Source organism: Hungatella effluvii (genome assembly GCF_003201875.1).
In the GTDB taxonomy this organism is placed as follows: domain Bacteria; phylum Bacillota; class Clostridia; order Lachnospirales; family Lachnospiraceae; genus Hungatella; species Hungatella effluvii.
Genome location: NZ_QJKD01000008.1, coordinates 1 through 18,830 on the forward strand (window position 1 = coordinate 1; position 18,830 = coordinate 18,830).

Annotated in this window: 12 protein-coding genes; 5 read left to right on the forward strand and 7 right to left on the reverse strand. The window is 50.4% G+C overall.

The genetic code is table 11. From position 1 onward, the window contains the following. Positions 1-377: 377 nt before the first annotated feature. The 5 genes from DFR60_RS15710 (at position 378) to DFR60_RS15730 (ending at position 7,305) form a co-directional block, all read left to right on the forward strand. A complete protein-coding gene (locus DFR60_RS15710) occupies positions 378-1,829 on the forward strand; it encodes a GntR family transcriptional regulator (RefSeq protein ID WP_110323743.1) in 1,452 nt (483 codons plus the stop codon). Further along, complete coding sequence (locus DFR60_RS15715) at positions 1,819-2,523, forward strand: response regulator transcription factor (protein WP_110323945.1); 705 nt, start codon at positions 1,819-1,821, stop codon at positions 2,521-2,523. The genes DFR60_RS15710 and DFR60_RS15715 overlap by 11 nt, the downstream gene beginning before the upstream one ends. After that, positions 2,524-3,891 carry a sensor histidine kinase gene (locus DFR60_RS15720; RefSeq protein ID WP_110323744.1) on the forward strand — a complete coding sequence of 456 codons (1,368 nt, stop codon included), beginning with the start codon at positions 2,524-2,526 and terminating at the stop codon, positions 3,889-3,891. 229 nt (positions 3,892-4,120) lie between these two features. Next, complete coding sequence (locus tag DFR60_RS15725; RefSeq protein WP_110323745.1) at positions 4,121-6,595, forward strand: ABC transporter permease; 2,475 nt, start codon at positions 4,121-4,123, stop codon at positions 6,593-6,595. A 23-nt stretch (positions 6,596-6,618) separates the two neighbouring features. Further along, complete coding sequence (locus tag DFR60_RS15730) at positions 6,619-7,305, forward strand: ABC transporter ATP-binding protein (RefSeq protein ID WP_110323746.1); 687 nt, start codon at positions 6,619-6,621, stop codon at positions 7,303-7,305. A 33-nt stretch (positions 7,306-7,338) separates the two neighbouring features. On the opposite strand, the gene DFR60_RS15735 is transcribed toward DFR60_RS15730, so the two are convergent. The 7 genes from DFR60_RS15735 to DFR60_RS15765 form a co-directional block, all read right to left on the reverse strand. Further along, positions 7,339-8,724 (reverse strand): SLC13 family permease, encoded by a 1,386-nt coding sequence (locus tag DFR60_RS15735; RefSeq protein WP_110323747.1) that lies wholly within the window; start codon positions 8,722-8,724, stop codon positions 7,339-7,341. A gap of 60 nt (positions 8,725-8,784) precedes the next feature. Next, positions 8,785-9,933 carry an iron-containing alcohol dehydrogenase gene (locus DFR60_RS15740; protein WP_110323748.1) on the reverse strand — a complete coding sequence of 383 codons (1,149 nt, stop codon included), beginning with the start codon at positions 9,931-9,933 and terminating at the stop codon, positions 8,785-8,787. A 15-nt stretch (positions 9,934-9,948) separates the two neighbouring features. Next, entirely contained in the window at positions 9,949-10,734 is a 786-nt protein-coding gene (locus tag DFR60_RS15745) for a sulfite exporter TauE/SafE family protein (protein WP_055659501.1), read from the reverse strand. A gap of 29 nt (positions 10,735-10,763) precedes the next feature. Next, the gene (gene hpfG / locus DFR60_RS15750) at positions 10,764-13,283 is read right to left on the reverse strand and encodes a (2S)-3-sulfopropanediol dehydratase (protein WP_110323749.1); all 2,520 of its coding nucleotides are present in this window, start codon (positions 13,281-13,283) and stop codon (positions 10,764-10,766) included. A 34-nt stretch (positions 13,284-13,317) separates the two neighbouring features. Further along, the gene (hpfH, locus tag DFR60_RS15755; RefSeq protein WP_110323750.1) at positions 13,318-14,268 is read right to left on the reverse strand and encodes a (2S)-3-sulfopropanediol dehydratase activating enzyme; all 951 of its coding nucleotides are present in this window, start codon (positions 14,266-14,268) and stop codon (positions 13,318-13,320) included. A gap of 308 nt (positions 14,269-14,576) precedes the next feature. Further along, positions 14,577-16,481, reverse strand: a complete 1,905-nt coding sequence (locus tag DFR60_RS15760; RefSeq protein WP_110323751.1) for a 5'-nucleotidase C-terminal domain-containing protein — start codon at positions 16,479-16,481, stop codon at positions 14,577-14,579. Beyond that, positions 16,456-18,774, reverse strand: a complete 2,319-nt coding sequence (locus DFR60_RS15765) for a bifunctional diguanylate cyclase/phosphodiesterase (protein WP_110323752.1) — start codon at positions 18,772-18,774, stop codon at positions 16,456-16,458. Before DFR60_RS15765 ends, DFR60_RS15760 begins: the two co-directional genes overlap by 26 nt. Between the last annotated feature and the right edge of the window lie 56 nt (positions 18,775-18,830).

Here is an 18,830-nt window from a genome sequence, read left to right on the forward strand (position 1 = left end):
TGTTCCACTAATAATTCATTCAATGTTCCAAGCTTGCGGATGGTTCTGGACGTAGATTTTCCGTTGCCATCTATAAAGGACTGCTTGATGTAAAACGATTCAGCATTCTTTGATTTTGATGTATTTACCTTCATAAGTTATTACCTCCCTCCCCCTATTATACCATAAAAAGCTAAAAAGCCTATATATAAAAACATAAAATTTGACAAAAAAATATAAGCCAGTAGCGGCTTAGCGGTGTTTTTCTAGATTGGGGGTGTCAAACTCCCGTAATTGGAGTTTACCACAACCTGACTTCGAGTGCAATCGAATCTATCCTTTTAAACGGTACTGTACCGTTTCATAAGCTCATGGTATAATAAGGCAGAGGTGAAAACATGAAAGGCAGCAATGAATTATACAGACTCGTATACGACTATTATGCAACCAGAATCCTGTTTGGCTTTTATACTTATGGGGATGCGATACCGTCCCTCCATAAAATATGTGTTCAATTCAGACTGGCGGTTCCAACGGTTCGGACAGCATTTACTTATCTGGAGCGGGACGGATATATACAGGTCGAAGCGTCCAGAGTGGCACACGTGGTTTACAAGGCGGCTCCCGCCCAGATCAAGAGTAACATTGCCGACTACTTTCTGCCGCGGGAGGACGGATTAAAAGACATCGGAGTGGCCGGGCAGGTTCTAATCGAACCGCTTTTCGCACTGGGGCTTCAGCGCTGGGAAGAGGACAAGTGGAATCAGCTGCGTGAATGGCTCTCCAATCCCGCTCCGGACGCGTTTTTTATGCAGATTGAGCTCTATATACCGGCGCTTTCTGCACTGGATAATAGGCTACTGCTAAATCTTTACTGGGAGATGGTCCGCTACCTCTGCTTCCCTTATCTGGCCAAACACCATATTGTCTGTAAACGATCCCTGGAAGAACTGGGAAACTGGACAAAAGAAGAGATTATCCACTATCTAAAAGCTGAACATTTCACTATTTATCATAAAACTGTTGATAATCTGTTTTCTTTTCTAAAAACTGTACGACCAAACTATGTATCAAACGAACCGGAGCCTATCCCTTTCCAGTGGAGCATCTACCGGCAGCGTCCCCAGATACGATATTTCCTGGCTGCCAACATCATCCGGGGAATTTCCTCCGGAATTTACACCATCGGAAGCTATCTCCCCTCTCTGCCGCAGATGGCCGAAAGGTATGGAACAGCGCTGTCTACGATACGCCGTACGGTCTCGCTCCTCAATGACCTGGGAGTGGCCGCGTCCCAGCACGGTAAGGGCGTCCTGATCTGTATGACACCGCAGGCCATTGATTTTTCCAGTCCTGATGTGCATGAGATGCTGGATCTCTATCTGGAAAGTTTCCAGATGCTGGTATATACCTCCCGGTCGGTATCCCTGTTTACACTTCAGTCCGTCTCCAAGGCGGCTCTGGAGATTTTAACCGAGCAATTCAGATGCATCAGGAAGGAAAACCGAACGTATCTGTATTTTGAAATCTATCTGGCCTTCATCGTGAAAAACTGTTCCTCTGCCATGGTGCGTGAGTGTTACGACAAATTAAAACTGTTTCTGGCCTGCGGCTATCCGGTCACCCTGATGAGGCTGAAAAAAAGCAGTCTGGGTCAGGAATACGAACCTGCCGTCCTCCAGGCGGTCGCTTCACTTGAGGCCGGGGACACGGAAGGTTTCACCGATCAGTGGTGTGAATTCTTAAGCCGGCAGGAGAACGAGGCGAGATCATTTATCATGGAACAATGGAGGCATTCACCCAACAATCAGAACATTCACCAGAAAGCAGGTGACAGTCATAGACGGTAAAATTTTATTGGCAGACGACGAAAAAGATATTGCAGACCTTATGGAAGAAGTCCTGCGCCAGGACGGTTTCCGGGATATCCGAAAGGCCTGTAGCGGCGCGGATGCGGTGAACATCTGCCGCGAATTCCAGCCGGACGCGGTCATTCTCGATATCATGCTTCCGGATATGGACGGTCTGGAGGTATGCAGGCAGATTCGGGAGTTCTCCTATTGCTCCATCCTGTTCCTTTCTTCTAAAAATGATGATGTGGATAAAATTCTCGGTCTCGCCTCGGGCGGAGACGATTATATCACCAAACCATTCAGCCCCCGCGAGGTTGTGTTTCGCGTCAAGGCGCAGCTTCGGCGCCAGCATTATCAGGCTTCCTCCTCCCAGGGCGCGGGCTCCGTCTTAACCGCCGGTCCCCTCTCGCTGGATAAGGAAAGCGGGCGGGTCTATAAGGATGGACTCGAAATCTCCCTGACCGGACGCGAATTCCTTATGCTCTCCTATCTCATGGAAAATGCAGACAAGATCATAAGCAAAGAACGTCTCTATGAACAGGTCTGGGGAGAATCCAGCAGCATCTGTGACAACACAATCATGGTACACATCCGTCATCTCCGGGAAAAAACAGAGACGGACCCGTCGAGACCGCAGCAGCTCATCACCGTAAAAGGCCTGGGCTATAAGCTCAGGAAAAGGATCGAATAAATGAAGAAATCCGGTTACCGCACCACATTCCACATATATTTTATCTTCCTGCTGACGCTGATCGGCACGATCCTGTCGGCAATTCTTCTCTTTTTTCTGCTGATAACAGTTCGAAAACCGGACGGGTCTTACGTCAGAAGTGACTGGCCAAAAGCCTTTACAGAGAGTTTCGGCAGACAGATCCAGTTTACGGACGGTACGCCCCGGGTTACACAGGCCGGAATCGAGCTGCTGCAGGACAACGGCGTGGGCCTCCAGATCTTAGCTCCGGATGGCCTGGTGGCATACAGCTACGGAAAGCCGGATTTCGTCAGCGGCTCTTATTCCGCCTTTACCGGCACCGTTCAGGGCGCCGGAGAAGACTGTGTCTATATCCTCTATTTTCCCATGAAAATATCCGCCATCACCATGTATCTCAACGGAGATCGTTTTTCTGGCGGCCGGTCGGTCATTCTGACCATTTTATGCGTGCTGTTCCTGGTTATTCTCATCTCCGGCGCCCTCTACGGCTTCTGGACCTCCAGACAGTTAAAGCGGCTGACTGCCTCCATTCAGGACATCTCCCTCCGCCGCTATCTTACTGATCACAGCCGCGGCGCGTTCGAAGATCTGTACGCCAGCCTGAACACGTTAGATGCCGAGATCCGGGCCAGCGACCGGCTGAGGGAAGAGACGGAGAAAATGCGGGAGGAATGGATATCCAACATCACTCACGACCTGAAGACGCCCCTCTCCCCGATTAAGGGCTATGCGGAGATCATAAAGGAGGGGGACGCCGGGCAGGAGGAATCTTACAGGCGGTACGCCGCAGTCATGCTGAAAAACGCAGCCTATATGGAAGCGCTCATCGATGATCTGAAGTTGACGTACCAATTGGAGAACGGCCTGATTCCCGTCAGCCGGGAGAATCAAAATATGGTCCGCTACCTGAAAGAGCTGGCGATCGATATTTTAAACACGCCCGAGTACGAAGACCGCGTCATCGGTTTTGACAGTACGGAAGATGCCATATTTTATTCGTTTGATGAAAAGCTGCTGACGAGAGCCTTTCGCAATCTGATCATCAACGCCTTTGTACACGGAGGAGAAGCGGCGGAGGTCACGCTCCGGATAATCAGCTTTGCCGGAACGCTGCTGATCCAGTTGGCTGACAACGGAAAGGGCATAGGACCGGAGGAAGCAGAGCACCTTTTTGACCGCTACTACCGCGGCTCCGGCACCGATACCGGTACCGGAGAGAAACCGGAAGGGACCGGCCTGGGCCTGGCAATAGCGAAAAGCATTATCGAGCTGCATGGCGGAACGATCACTGCTGCCGGCACCCCTGGCGTGGGAACCGTGTTTTCGATTGAATTTCCTGTTTCTTAAGGTTAATTAAGGTTGTCTGAAAGTCAGATTAAGGCTGACAGTTTATCATAATTTCTATGATAGCTGTCAGCCTTTTTAAAGTAACAGTTCAGCCTTCGCTTCCAGCTGCCGCTGCCCGGCCCGGTGTTTTCGTTTCCTGGACCTTTCCAGTTCCGGTTTCGGGCATAAGAAGTTCTAAACGTGCAGAAATTTTCTAAATCAGCTGATTCCACAGAAAGCAGGTGTCACAATGAAGATCATACTAAAATATATTCTCACTAATTTAAAAGAGCGAAAGCTGCGGACTGCAGTCATGTTCCTGTCCATCCTGCTCTCCTCCATGCTTCTGTTCGTATCCTTTTCCATCGGCGCTTCGTATGAAAGTGCGCAGCAAAAAATGGCCAGAGGCATGGCGGGCAGCGCAGTTTTCTCTGTAAAAGCGGCAGACAGGGCCATTGGAACGAACGAACTTCCCCTGCTTTCGTCCGTCGAGGCGGGCGTCGGCGTGCTGAAGGGCACGGCCCTCTATCATGAGAACGGCTACTACGAGACCATCGATTTAGTTGCCGCCGATTTAACAGAGCTGGAGAAAATCAATCCGCCTCATCTGGCCAATGGTGGGAAAATTACTGATTTCACCGGCTGCCAGGTGATCCTGCCGGACCGATTTACTTTGAAGTACGGAATAAATAAAGGCGATACCATTCATTTACAGATTCATGACGCCACGGTTCCGTTTCAGGTTGCAGAAATTGCCAACTATGACACGGTTTTCCTCCGCCACACAAGGGGGGCAACAGCCCTTCTGCCTCTTTCCACCCTGGCCCCACTCTTAGATCAGACGGACGGGTACAGCGAAATCCTGATAAAGCCCGCTGCCGGAGCGGACACCGCGGTCTTGAAAAACGAACTTGCCGCTGCTCTGCCCTCCCCTGCTTATGTCGTATCCGAGGTGGTCAACGAGGCACAGATCGCAGCCGACGCAAGGCAGAAATCCATGCCGTTTTTCCTCATCAGCTTTTTCTCCATGACCATGAGCGTGTTCATTATTTACAGCAGCTACAAAGTAATTACCCTGGACCGCCTGCCGGTGATCGGAACCTTCCGCAGCATCGGCGCAGAGAAAAAGACCGTGACCCGTATCTTCCTTCTGGAAAGCCTCCTGTACGGAAGCGCAGGCGGCCTTCTGGGAATTCCGTCAGGCATTGTGGTGCTGAAACTGATTCTTCACGGCATGGGGCAGTCTCTGTCCCATGGCATAGAAATCCCGGCGGTGATCTCCCCGCTCAGCGCCGCGCTCTCATTTACCATGGCAGTAACCGCGGCATTTTTCTCCTCCTGGATTCCAATCCGCCATGCGGGACGCATGCCTGTGAAGGACATCGTGCTCGGCATCCCGGAAGAACCGCACACTTCCACCAGATTCGTCACGAGCGTCTGTGTAATCGTGTTTCTGATCTCTGTGATACTGCCCCGTCTTGTATCCGGCCCCATGCTGTACCTGGCCGGCGGCTTCTCTCTGCTGGGAATGATTGCCTCGGCCGTGCTTCTCGTTCCCATACTCACCAGCCTCTGTTCCGCGGCACTCACACCGATATACCGCTCCCTCCTGGGAAATGAGGGCTGGCTGGCTGCCCGGAACATGAGGGGCAATAAAAATACGGCGCAGAATATCACGCTGCTCTTCATCAGTATCTCCGCTGTGATTGCCATCACGGTTGTCGGTGATTTTGTCACAACGTATGTCAGCGATGTCTTTAACGGGGCGGAACTTGACGGCTTTGCGGACGGTCATATGGAACAGGAATTTGTCGACAGGGTAAAGGATATGGATGGTATGGAACAGGTTCTGCCGCTTTACGTATATAAGAATCAGATAACAGCGGACGGCCTCCCCCTAAGCCGGATGGAGGCAACCGACCGTCTCGACTGGTACGGTCCCATGCTGGCGCTCCATTATACGGATAAGGACATGGAAGCATCCGCCATTTCGGCCTTTGCCTCCGGGCGGGCCGTCATCCTGAGCACCGACTGCATGAAACGAATCGGCGCTTCCATCGGGGACAGCCTGTCCCTCTCCGACGGCTCCGTCCAGCAGGACTATCTGCTCGTTGGCAGCTTCAAATCGAGGGCCACCGATGTCGAGGCCGTTATTCCCGCAGCTTGTGCGGTTTCCGATTTCGGAGCCGTCTCCTACGGCTTTCTCGCTTATACCGCGGCCGATCCGGACGCCATCATGGTACAGCTTCGCAGCCTGTTCGGTGAAACCTCCAACTGGAGCCGGACAGTAGAAGAATTCAACACGGACGCCCTTTCCACGGTCGGAACCTTTTTGAAGCCCATGCGCACCATGACCTGGTTTATCCTGCTGCTAGCCGCGGTCGGCGTCGTCAACAACCTTTTGATCAGCCACATTCAAAAGCGCCGCAGCACCGCCATGTATAAGTCCGTGGGGCTTTCAAACCGCCAGATGGCGTTGGTCACAGTGATCGAAGGCTTTTCATCCGGCCTGATCAGCGCAGTCCTTGCTGTATTTATCTCTTATATGGAAATCCAGACCATCTTCCTTGTGGCTGGTCCAAAAATACAGATCGTGCCGGAGCTGGATGCTTTTACGTTTCTGACTTCCGGTATCCTGGGAATTGCGGTCACTCTGCTGGGCTCTATCGTACCCATCATTAAGTGCCGGAAAATGAAGCTTGTGGAAGAAATCAAATTTGAATAGCTTACAGAACTGGAGGATAAGAAATGAAACCTGTTATAGAAACTGCCGCCGTAGAAGGGCGTCATATCGTTAAAAATTTCCGGCTCGGTGATACCGTGACCGAGGTGCTAAAGGACGTATCCCTGCAGGTAATGCCCGGGGAATTTGTCTCAATTATGGGACCATCCGGTTCGGGAAAAAGCACGCTTCTCTATATCCTCGGCGGTCTGGACACCCCGACAGGCGGCCGCGTGCTGCTGAACGGAACCGATATCTCCAGCTTCGGAGACGAAAAAATGAGTGTTCTCCGCCGTCGGAACATCGGATTCGTCTTTCAGTTTTACAACCTGATTCCCAACTTGAATGTGGAAGAAAACATCATGCTCCCGCTTCTTTTGGACGGCCAGAAAATGGAGCGCTGCACAGACCGGCTCGACCGGATTCTGGATATGGTGGGCCTGTCAGACCGGCGCAGACACACGCCCCGGGAGTTATCCGGCGGTCAGCAGCAGCGCGTGGCAATCGCCCGTGCGCTCATCGGCAATCCAGGAATTCTCTTTGCCGACGAGCCCACCGGTAATCTGGACACGAAAGCCGGCGCCGATATTATGAGCCTGCTGCGTGAAATCAACCGCAGCACCGGGCAGACCATCATTATGGTAACCCACTCCCCGGAAGCCGCCAAAAGCAGCAGCAGAATCATTACGGTGCGGGATGGGAGCATCGTGTGATGCGGCAGAACCAGGCTTCCGATTCCGCTTACACTACATCAATCCAAACAAATTCCATAATGGATACATGACAACAATAAATCCCACAAACATGATCAAAGTCTTTAGGCCTTCCTGTTTGATAAAATCCTTCATCGGCATCATTCCGTATTCGTACATAATCAGGTTTCCGTTGGACTCATACGGCAGAAACAGCATTTCACATGCGTACACCAGGATCATGCAGGCCACCACCGGGTTAATGCCCAGGGACACGGCGATCTGCGCAAATGGAATAGACAGCCCGCCCAGCATCGCAAGGGGCGTCATGAAGAAATTGGCAATCATTCCAAACAGCATAAAGGAGATGCATACGACCAGCACGCTCTTTCCGGAGAGAAACGGCACGGCGATATTCGTCAGGAAATCTCCAAATCCGACGGAAGCTCCCACGACGCCGATCCCGAGGCAGGCCGCTACAAGGAAGATCATGGAGAAATTGATTCTTCCGATTATCTCCTTGTCCCCGATTTCAATGCCCGGAACGAACATCAGATACGGGATCGTCATAAATCCATAGGCCGCCGGAAGGCCGGTAAAGTTTGAGGAAAACAGCCAGGCGAACAGAAGCACGATCATGGCCACCGCCTTTTTCTCTTTTTTGCTCATCTTTCCCAGCTGCTCGTATTTTTCATCGAAAATCTTACGGTTCAGCTTTCCGTCCATCTTCTTTGTCTTATAAACCTTCATCAGGATAAACAGCGTCAGCAGGCACCAGATAATGAAGCAGCCGTTGTACAGGAATGTGGTGAACATACCCATGCTGTATTCCGGCACAAACTCCTGCAGAGATGTCTCAATCATGGAATAGTAGCTTGGATAGTACAGAAACACCGTGCTTCCTGTACAGCCTATGGTACCTGCGAAGCACACCAGCGATGATTCCCTGGAGGGCTTCAAATCCATGGCCTTGCACACACCAAAGATCAGTGCACCGGCAATCACCCAGCCATAACAGAAGGTGACCAGATTTAGAAGAATCCCAATGACAAAGCAGCCGTAAACCACACCGCCGTAGGTTCCGCCGCATTTTCTTATGACAAAGTAGGCGATCCGTTTTAAAAGACCGCACTCATCCAGTACCGTACTGAAGATAAGTCCCCCCAGGACCATCCATACCGTCGTATTGGACCAGGAACCAAAAGCCGTCGCGGCCGGAACGATTCCGCTGACAATATACAGTGACGGAAGCAGAATCGCCGATACCAACAGCGGAAACAGCTCAAAGGCAATGATCATAATCATAAACAGCGTAATCATAAAGAACCGCTTCAGACTTTCTGTAAAATCTCCCGAAACCGGAATAAAAGCAATGATGAAAGGAATCAATATGCTGACTGCCCATCCGATCCGTTTTTTCTTATCTGCACTCGTACTCATTCTAGTGTCTCCCCGGATAACCATCTGAACATCTGGGATGCCCTTTACAACGATCCTATTTTATAATGCTTTCCTATAAAGTTCCATAATATCTTTTACATTTGTCTGTCTCGGGTTGGCCGGAATGTTGCCGCTCTTCATGGCATCCTCCGCCATAGCCGGAATCAGCTCCTCTTTAACGCCTGCCTCGGAGAGTGATTTCGGAATGCCAAGGTCTGCGTTCAGCTTTTTAATCTCTTCCACCAGCATCTCCGGTTTGAAACCATTTAATACTTCATTGCCCTGGCGGATATAATTATAAATCACTTCATAACGGCCGTTGTCGGCAAGGGCGTTGTATGCCAGAACCGTTGGAAGCAGAATGGAATTTGCGACGCCGTGGGGGACATGAAAATAGGCGCTTACCGGGTGGCTCATGGCGTGTACATTGCCGAGTCTGGCCCATGCAAATGAGATTCCCGCAAAATTGCTGCCTGCCATCATGGCGCTGGCCGCCTCCTCATTCTTTCTGTTTGCGACAAACTGACGGAGGTTTCCGCCGATTAATTCCATTGCCTTTTCAGCCATTGCATCCGAAAACGGGGAGGCATTGACGGAAAGATACGCCTCAATGGCGTGAATCAGTGCGTCGACACCGCAGGCCGCGGCGATGGACGCAGGCGCCGTCATAATCAGTTCCGGATCCAGAACCGCGTATTTCGGCAGGATTTCATAGCTGAACACCGACAGCTTGTAATTTCTGGTTTCGTCCGTGATAACTGCGGAAGCGGTTACCTCACTTCCGGTTCCCGCTGTTGTAGGGATCGCAATCATCGGCACAATCGGGCCGGGAACCTTGTGATTTCCCTCATAGTCCGTGATGCTGCCGCCGTAGTTCGCCAGCACGCCCACAGCCTTCGCCACGTCCATCGAGCTGCCGCCGCCAAGAGCGACGATGCTGGTCGCTCCGCATTCTTTATAGAGAGCGGCCGCTTCATTGACGATATCGGTGGTCGGATTCGGAATGACATCCAAATAGGAGGTATACCGGATTCCTCCCTCTTCGATGATGTCCTGTATCTTCCCTACCACGCCGATTTTCTCCAGACCGCGGTCAGAGATTAAAAACACGTGCTCCGACTCGTTTTCTTTCAGGATCTCGGGAAGCTTTTTTAAGCTTCCCATTCCAAATTCAATATTCTGAGGTATTTTAAAGCGAAAATCTTTCATTGTTCTTCTCCTTTTTTACAAAACTGCCATCAGGCTGGTGATCAGCATGTTTGCGCCGATAAACAGAAGTACTAAGTATACGATACGCAGGAACTGCTCACGGTTAATTCTCTTTAAGAAGCCCATGCCGAGGAAGAATCCGATGGCGGCACAGGGAAGGCCGATTGCCAGGGCGCTCCACATGCGGGGGGTAAATGCGCCGTTGCGGAACTGAGTATAGATGTTCCAGGTATTTAAGACCACCCATACCATGTTCATCGTGTTGCGGAATTTTTCTTTATCCTTTACCGCCTCGATGGTGTAAACCGTAATCAGCGGGCCGCCGATGGTAAATGCGCCGTGAACGATACCGCCTAATATGAGACAGCCGTAGCGGAAAATCTTCCTGCCGGTTGTGTCGGGCGCGTCTTCCTCATCTGTTTTTTTCAGAACCAGCGGCCTGATGATGTGCTTATAAATATTCATCAATGCGATGATGGTAACCATGGCGCCGATACAGATCTTCGCGGTCGTCGGGCTGATCTTGTAAAACAGATAATTGCCGATCAGGATTCCAGGCGCACACAGTGCGACGATTTTCACTAAATCTTTCCAGGAAACCTCACGCCAAGCCTTCACGCCCAGATAGTATAGGAATGGAATTGTGAGGAGCGTCCCGTACGGTACCCCCTCCGCGGTTCCCAGAAGGCCGTTCGTAACTGCCGCGGCGATAACGGTACAGCCAAATCCCGTACATCCCTGTACAAAGAATCCAAAAATCTGCATCAAACCAACCAGTATAAAATCAAACTCAAAAGTCATAATATCCCCCTATGTATATTCCGTGTATTTTAGAAATGAAGCTCTGTACGCTGAATCAAATCCTTCTGCAGCGGCTTGCCGAGTTCGACAAAGTACGCGCTGTATCCGGCGACACGCACAAGCATGTCTTTGTAGTCCTCCGGCTTCTTCTGCGCCGCCCGCATTGTCGCGGAGCTCATGATATTGAACTGGACATGCATCGCCTGCTTTGCCATATACTCATCGATAAATCCGATCAGAGTGTCTCTTCCCTCGACACCGGCCACAGATTCCTCCGGGAATCTTAAGTTCATCAGCGTGCCGTTGGATGCCAGGGAGTGGTCTACCTTTGTCAGGGAATTCACAAGTGCTGTGGGGCCGCAGATATCGTGGGAGCCGCCGTCGGTATGAACCGGTCCCATGTTGTCAGAGATCGCTTCGCCCGCTTTACGGCCGTCCACGGATGCGTTGGTATTCAAGCCCATGGCCACGTTGGCATTGACCGAGTAGACTCCCGGGCTGAACTCGCCGCCTCTCGGATTCTTTCTTCCCCTGATATGTCTGCAGTAGCATTCGAACATGTAGCGGAACAGTTCATCTGCATAGTCGTCGTCGTTGCCGTAGTGGTGAACCTTGGAGCTGTTTACAAGGGCGTAAAGCTTTTCATGACCTTTCCAGTTATCCTTCACGGCTGCAAGCAGTTCAGAACCGGTACAGCGCTTCTCGTCAAATACGAGCTGTTTGATCGCAGCCAGGCTGTCCGCGCAGGTTGCCATGCCGCTGGCCTGCGGACCGGTGCCGTTATACTTGGCGCCGCCTTCCGTTAAGTCCTTCCCCGATTCCATGCAGTCCTCATAAAATGCGGATACGTAAGGTACCGGCTTTAAGGCGCGGTGGGCATTGTCAATGATATTCAAGCTGCTGCACATCTGATCAGTCCAGTAAGCAAACTGTTTATCTACACTCTCTAGAACCTCGTCAAAGCTCTGGTAGGTATCCAGGCTTCCGGTATCCGGTCCCAGATGGCCGCCGAGGGCGCCGCATTTCTCCCATCTTGCACAGTGAGGTCCGCAGTCCAGACAGCGTCCGCCGTTTAATACCATTTCCATCATCTTCGCCGTGTTGACGTAGGCGGCGTCGTGCCAGCCGTATTCCCTGCCGGGAAGATCGATCTCCACACAGCCTACGACACAGTAATCTCTCGCTTCTTCCAGGATCATGCCTTTTCTCATCATGCCCTTGATCGCCGGGGCATCGTTGAAAAGCTTTGGATGGCCGTAGCCTGCGCGGATACATTCCACGGTCTTGACCTTTAATTCATAGGGGGTATTTTCATGCATACGCACGCAGACCCACGGATTCATCATGCGGGTATGGGCGGAGCCTTCCAGCATCAGCATCGTCAAGTCATTGGTGGCGTCATTGCCGTCTCTGTCCACGCCGCCTATGGTCAGGCTCTCGCCTCCGAAACCGCGGCCGTTGCGCACAGCCATACTTCCCTTATCCTTTAACTTGGTCGGGTTGTTCATCTTTACGTATTCGACCTCGATCAGCTCCAGGACAAATTCCTTCGTGATGGTGCCGCTTTTCATGTCCGCCTCATAGTACGGATACAGCCACTGATCCATACGGCCGTAGGAAATGGAGTGGCCGTTGCTCTCAACCTGAATGAGTGTTGTGGCTATATTAAATAACTGCATTGCCTGCCAGAACGTCTTCGGCACACTGCCTGCGATCTGACGGCAGTTATCTGCCATGGCTTCCAGTTCTTTCTTTCTCACCGGGTCCTGCTCTCCTGCGGCATACTCATCAGCCAGCTTCGCATAGCGCATGATGTATTTTTTCGCAGCCTCATGCATGATAATCATAGCCTGGTACGTATCCCGCTTGTCGCCGTATTCCGGATCTCTCTTATCCAGCTTCTCCAGACCCGCTTTGGCATTTTCGATCAGGCCGTTGTAACCGACCTTCATCAGCTTCGCATAATCGATGGCCAGATGTCCGGCGCCTGCGAAATGGTACAGGTTCGTCTGGAAGATCTTCTTTCCTGCCTCGGAACCCTTAATCTGCTCTTCCTCCAGCCGCACATTGATTAAATCATCCACGGTTCTGCCCTGCCAGTATTTGCACAGTTCGATAATTTCTTTTCTCTCTTCGTCATTTCTTATGTAGAACTGGTCGTGTTCGCGCTCCTCAAACGGGGAGTGAAGGATCTCTTCGATGATCCAGTTCACGGAAAACTCCGGATAGATCGGCGATGCCTTGGGCGGCGCAGCGATCTCACCCAGAATCAGATCTCCGTCGTCAATATACAGCTTCGTATTCAGCAAAATGTTCTCAAAGGCGTAGGCACACTGAAGCTTGCGGGGACAGACTTCATGCTCTTTATAGCTTTCCGTCACCAGCCTTAACCGCTCCACATCGACCTCGTAAGGTCTGTCTAAAAACGTCTGTCTGAGCATGTTTACCCTTGGAAATGGGGACCAGTCTTCATGGTGAACCTGGTAACCCAGACTGTAGACATGATCGAAAGGTTCTGTTCCACACGCGTTTGTGTGATTCTCGTTCATTGCAATTCCTCCTGAAAATATGATATAATTTGGTTTACTGTTTTTCCTTTGTTCCCACCAGGCAGTGAATTCCCCGGCTGTTAAAATACTCTGCAAGCTCGCCCACATGCTTCTGAAAGACCTTTCTATTGATCTTCACGTCCTCCATCTGATAGGGCATTCCCAGGGAGGCGTATTTCTCTTCCCCAAGGCGCATGAAGCTTAAAAGCTGCAGCGTTCTGACGCGGCCGCCCAGCTCGTTTAAGATAAATTCGGCTGTGGCCTCTATGTTGGCCATATCATCATTGACATTGGGGATCACCGGAATCCGAAGGATCAGTTCCCGGTCCCCGCCGGCCAGTCTCTTTAGATTTTCCAGGATTCTTTCGTTGCCCACTCCCGTGTATTCTTTATGTATACCACTGTCCATATGCTTGATATCGGAGATAATGAGGTCCGTATACGGCAGAACCTTCTCGATTTCCTTCCAGTCGGCGCAGAATGTGGATTCACAGCAGGTATGGATTCCCTCGTCCTTACATGCCTGAAACAGCTCCGCCACAAAGTCGCTCTGAATCAGCGGTTCCCCTCCGGATACGGTAACGCCCCCGCCGGAACGGTCGTAATAGCCCCGGTCCTTTCGGATCTCCTTCATGCAGTCTTCCACGGACATCGACTGCCCCCACTGCTTGATCGCATCCGACGGACACGCCTGATAGCAGGCCAGGCAGTTGGTGCATATACTCCGGTCGATGAAAGCCAGCTTCCCGCGCGTAAATTTAAGCGTGCCTTCTGCCGGACAGGCTTCCTCGCACGAACCGCAGTTCCTGCGGGAAATGCATTTGCTTTTATAGATCCCTGGCTGGATATGCGCAGTCCAGCTCTCGGGATTGCTGCACCATCTGCATCGCAGCGGACATCCTTTTAGAAACAGTTCCGTCCGCATCCCCGGTCCGTCATGGATTGTGAAACGCTGAATATTGAAAATAATTCCCTGTTGTGACAATCGGCCCCCTCCTCTCAATGGTCGTTCTCTCCGGTACTTCTGATTGATTGTATCTCTCTTTCGTTGTCCCGGAGTTGTTTTTGTATGTTAAAATTATATCAAACCCGACGGACTGAAAAAAGTGGCCATCTGTAGTATTTCGTATAGGGAATGTTCCCTATTTCGACAGAGAAACGGAAGTCTTCCGGAATCGATCGTGGGGTTCTGGCTTACAAAAAAAGAACAGCTCAATCAGGAAATAAACTATCTCTGATTGAGCTGTTCTTTTCTCAAACTTCTATTTCACTTATACTAAAAAATGCTTTTCTTCAATACAGCCCCTGCCTGACTGTAAACCGCCCATCCTCTTCCGGTTCTATCGTCTGTCTCTCCTCCAGCGTCTTCACCAGCACATCATAAACCGTCATACCGGTACTCTCACTCTCGAGGATAAAGCTTTCCGGAACTGTGGTATCCATAATGGCAGCCGTATAGACCTTCTCCTTATCGATCGCTTTTCCATCCGCTGTCTGTATCGTCCCGATTCGCTTTCCCGGTTCCGCCGTGGGGTCATAGTTCATGGAAAGTCCGGAAAAATAGTAAAACCAGCCGGACTGATTCTCCACAACAATCGATTTTTCCAGAGTCTCGATCAGATTTTCTCCGGTTATTTTTACTACACGCATCTCTCCGGTATCGGGACTCTTCAGATCCGGAAGAATGCATTTTAAATCCACATTCGTCACATCGCCTTTATAGAGTCTGCCGCTCAGTCCCTTGCCGTTATATAAGCCGTCCTTCCCATTATCCATGAACAGGGCGATCTCTGCACCGCTCTGCCCGCGCATGGCGTCCGTAACAAAATTTCCCGTCTGCATCAGGGTAAAGTCAGAAGCCGCAGTTCCATAGATCTCCGGATCAGCCTTATGAACAGGCTCTTTATTTTGTTTATCCACCATCTGTATCACGTCTTCTTTCGTCTTCTCTCCCCGCAGCATACCCGCCAGGCCTTCCTCCAGCGCTTCCTGCGCATGCTCCAGCTGGCCGAACACCGCGTAGCGGCCGGCGCGCAGTACCGGAATTAACGATTCTATTTCAGGGACATCCGGCAGGTCTACATCATTCAGGCAGGAAAACATCGCTCCGGTGTCCGCCATCATGGCCTCCTGTCCCTCGGGTGTGGAAATGAAATCCATAATCTTCATCACCTGCCCATACTTATCCTGATTTTCAGGCTCCGCCAAGTGCTTGTTTACTCCCACATAACACACCATATAAAGCCTTGCCCAGTCGTTGCTGCTGTCTGGATTGAAAAACGGCATGAGTGCAAACTCATCACCCATTTTGGATATCTCATGTCCTCTTCTGGCCAGAAGGGCAGAGTCCTCGACCATGGCGCACTCTCTGGCATAAAGCATGGTCTCCCGTTTGGAGTACTCAATCTCCAAATCAGAAGGTTTCCAGATTCCTTCCTCCGTCATCTGCTGAAAGACGTCTAACGCCGGGCCGAAATGATCCCCGAAGCTGCCGGTTCCCTTGTTATAATTCGCTATCCACTGCTGATCCTCCGGCCTGCTGAAGCAGCTGCCAAAATTAAAACCAGTAAACGCCGTATTTAAGACCTCCGAATTCTCAAATCCCAATTGAATCGACCGGATTCCGCTGGCTTCTATGGTTTTACAGAGCTCCACAAACTCTCCGTAATTACCGGGAACCTCCCAGCCGTTTTCCTGAAACAGAGTCTTATTATACAGAATCCCTCTCACCTGAGAAGGTCCCGGCAGATAAAAAAGTGTTCCTCCCCTGGAAATACTGTTTAATATCGAAAGCTTATATCGGCTCGTAAAATCTTCACCAGACAAATCCAGGAGTCTGTCCGCCCAGTACTCTTCCCCTACATCCAGTGGCCACGTCATCACGATATCCGTCAGATCATCGTGCTCCAGCCTCCGGCTGTATTCTTCAATCCCCATATCCGGAGTATAATTACCAATCTGAACAATATCAATATCCGGGAATTTTTCTTCCACTGCTTTTTCAAAGCTGTTGATACTAAACGCATATTTTACCAGAACGGTTACAGCAGTTCTGCCCTCTTCCACCCTTTTCTGAGAAATGACGTCATAACTGCCGCTATCCTTTTTTCCTCCGCATGCGGTCAAAAACAGCATGCCGCACGTGAGGGCAATCAATCCCGCCTTCTTAACTTTACTCCGGTTCTCCCAACGGATCACTTTTGCGCACCTCCGCTAAACTTTCACCAAAAGCCTTCTGTTCAAACGATGCAATGTTCATGGGTTTATCAAATATATACCCCTGAATGTAGTCGCAGCCTTCCTGCTTCAGCATCTCCACCTGTTCCCTGTACTCCACGCCTTCCGCGACTGTCACCATCGAAAGGGAGTGGGACATGCGGATGATACCGCCAACCACAGCCTTCAGACGGTCTAATTCCATTGTTTTATCTTTGAAAAATACCTTATCAATCTTTAAGGTATCAACCGGAATCGACTGAATAAGATTCAAAGAAGAGTAGCCGCTTCCGAAATCATCCATCGAACAACCGAATCCCGCTGCCCTGATTTGTTCAATGATCTTAATCAGGCGCTCTGTATCTTCAAAAACCACACTCTCCGTAAGTTCAATCTCAATCAGGCTCCTGTCAATCTGATATTGATCTGCTACGGTCAGATAGGCCTGCAGGAACTTCTCATTTTTAAAGTGAACGCGGGAACAGTTGACAGATATCTTCACCGGCTGCACTCCACGCTCTATCCAGGAACATAAGGTACGGCAGACCTCCTCAAATACCCATAAATCCAGCGTAACGACAAATCCGTTTTTTTCAAACAATGGGATAAATTCGTCCGGATAGATCATTCCCTCCGTGCTGCTGCACCAACGTACCAGCGCTTCCGCCCCGCCGATCTTTTCCTCGGGAAGGCGGTATTTGGGCTGTAAGTACACCTGGAATTCCCTGTTTTTCAGTGCTTCCTCCATCACATCCGACAAATGCTTCTCCCGGAACATGCGAGAACGGGCAGCGTCGTCGTAAAATGCATACCGCAGCTTACTGCCGGCCTGCCTCGGCGATTCTCTCAACGCAAGCTTCGCTCTATCGATCATCTCCGGAAACGGCATATCCTTGTTCTCGATCACATAGACGCCGAATTCGAGCTGCGGCATCCCCCATGCAGGATTGAGACGGCCGAAATACTCCTCGGCGGCGGCCGACCAGTCTTCGAATCGCTTGATCAGCTCCTCTTCACTCCGGCAGGTCAGCATGATACAGAAATTATCGGCAAACAGTCTGCCCATGCACTCGTTTTTATTCAGCACGGAGGAGGAATATTTGTAAAATTGCGTTAAGATCATATCGCAGTTTTTCCGTCCGATCTGCGCATTCAGAATTTTAAAATTTTCTATATTGGTATAGACCAGCGCATACTTCTGTTCCGGGACAGATTCCATCATCTCGGCTGCCAGCTCATAAAACCTCTGTATGGTATTCCCCTCGGTTATCCCATCCACGTAAGCGAGTCTCTCCAGCTTTTTTTTATTCGCACGGAAGATCCAGAACAGGATGGCCACAAGCCCGCAAAACAGAACTACAAGCAGCCCGCAGATACGCAGAGTCATAACCAGCAGCATATCCGACTTCTCGTTCACCGCCTGAAACGGAACAAAGGTCAGAAGATACCAATCGTCCGGCTGAATCGGCGTATAAACCATATATCTATGTACACCGTCTAAAGAAAAGCTGATCTGGTCCGCGACATTATTCTCTATATCACTGCATACTTTCGTCAGGCTCTCTTTTTCATCCATCTCCGCATTCTGAAGCGTGGAAAAAATATTATAACCACTTTTCATGGCAAATGGAAAGACGGCCTTTGTCACAAGCGTCCCCGACTTCGTGATAATCTGAGAATAGGCCTGACCGTTAAAAGAGGTCATGGACAGCACCTGATTCAGCGTATCCGGATCATAACAGGCAGCCAGTGCCATAATCTTTTCCCCGCCAACCACGACATGATCCAGGGAAACCGCAAAAACAAAATACTCTTTATTATCCATAATCTGGTCTTTTGCAATCGCGGACTTATTAGCCAGCATACTGTCGAGCATGGCACCATCGAAGGAAAAAAATACCGATTTACTGTCCGCGATATTGTATGCTTTCCCGGATTCCTCTACCAGCATAATTGTTTCAAACTCGCCAAACCCCTGCTGCTTCTGTAAAAGCCGCCTGACTTCCTCCATATTCTCAGGCTCTGTCGCCTCCAGGGATGCTCCCATCATATTAAGCATGGCGAAATTATCTTTCGTTATGCGGTCAAGATTGGCTGCAACCCTTCTGGAAACCTCCTGAAGATATCCCCTGCTCTCTTCTCTTATGGTCTTATGCAGGTTCCTGTAATACAAAAAACTGAAGACGCTTGCCAGAATACAGATCACTATAAATACAACAAAAATCCACCGGTATGTCCCGTTTTTCTTTTTATATCCAGCCTTTCTTCGCTCCATACATCAGACCTTATTACCTTTCCCCGCAGGCTTATTTTAATTTATTCCTGTCAATT

Coding starts and splice junctions, on each gene's coding strand:
- DFR60_RS15710 (WP_110323743.1), top strand. CDS start 378: ATGAAAGGCAGCAATGAATTATACAGACTCGTATACGACTATTATGCA.
- DFR60_RS15720 (WP_110323744.1), top strand. CDS start 2,524: ATGAAGAAATCCGGTTACCGCACCACATTCCACATATATTTTATCTTC.
- DFR60_RS15725 (WP_110323745.1), top strand. CDS start 4,121: ATGAAGATCATACTAAAATATATTCTCACTAATTTAAAAGAGCGAAAG.
- DFR60_RS15730 (WP_110323746.1), top strand. CDS start 6,619: ATGAAACCTGTTATAGAAACTGCCGCCGTAGAAGGGCGTCATATCGTT.
- DFR60_RS15735 (WP_110323747.1), bottom strand. CDS start 8,724: ATGAGTACGAGTGCAGATAAGAAAAAACGGATCGGATGGGCAGTCAGC.
- DFR60_RS15740 (WP_110323748.1), bottom strand. CDS start 9,933: ATGAAAGATTTTCGCTTTAAAATACCTCAGAATATTGAATTTGGAATG.
- DFR60_RS15745 (WP_055659501.1), bottom strand. CDS start 10,734: ATGACTTTTGAGTTTGATTTTATACTGGTTGGTTTGATGCAGATTTTT.
- hpfG (WP_110323749.1), bottom strand. CDS start 13,283: ATGAACGAGAATCACACAAACGCGTGTGGAACAGAACCTTTCGATCAT.
- DFR60_RS15765 (WP_110323752.1), bottom strand. CDS start 18,774: ATGGAGCGAAGAAAGGCTGGATATAAAAAGAAAAACGGGACATACCGG.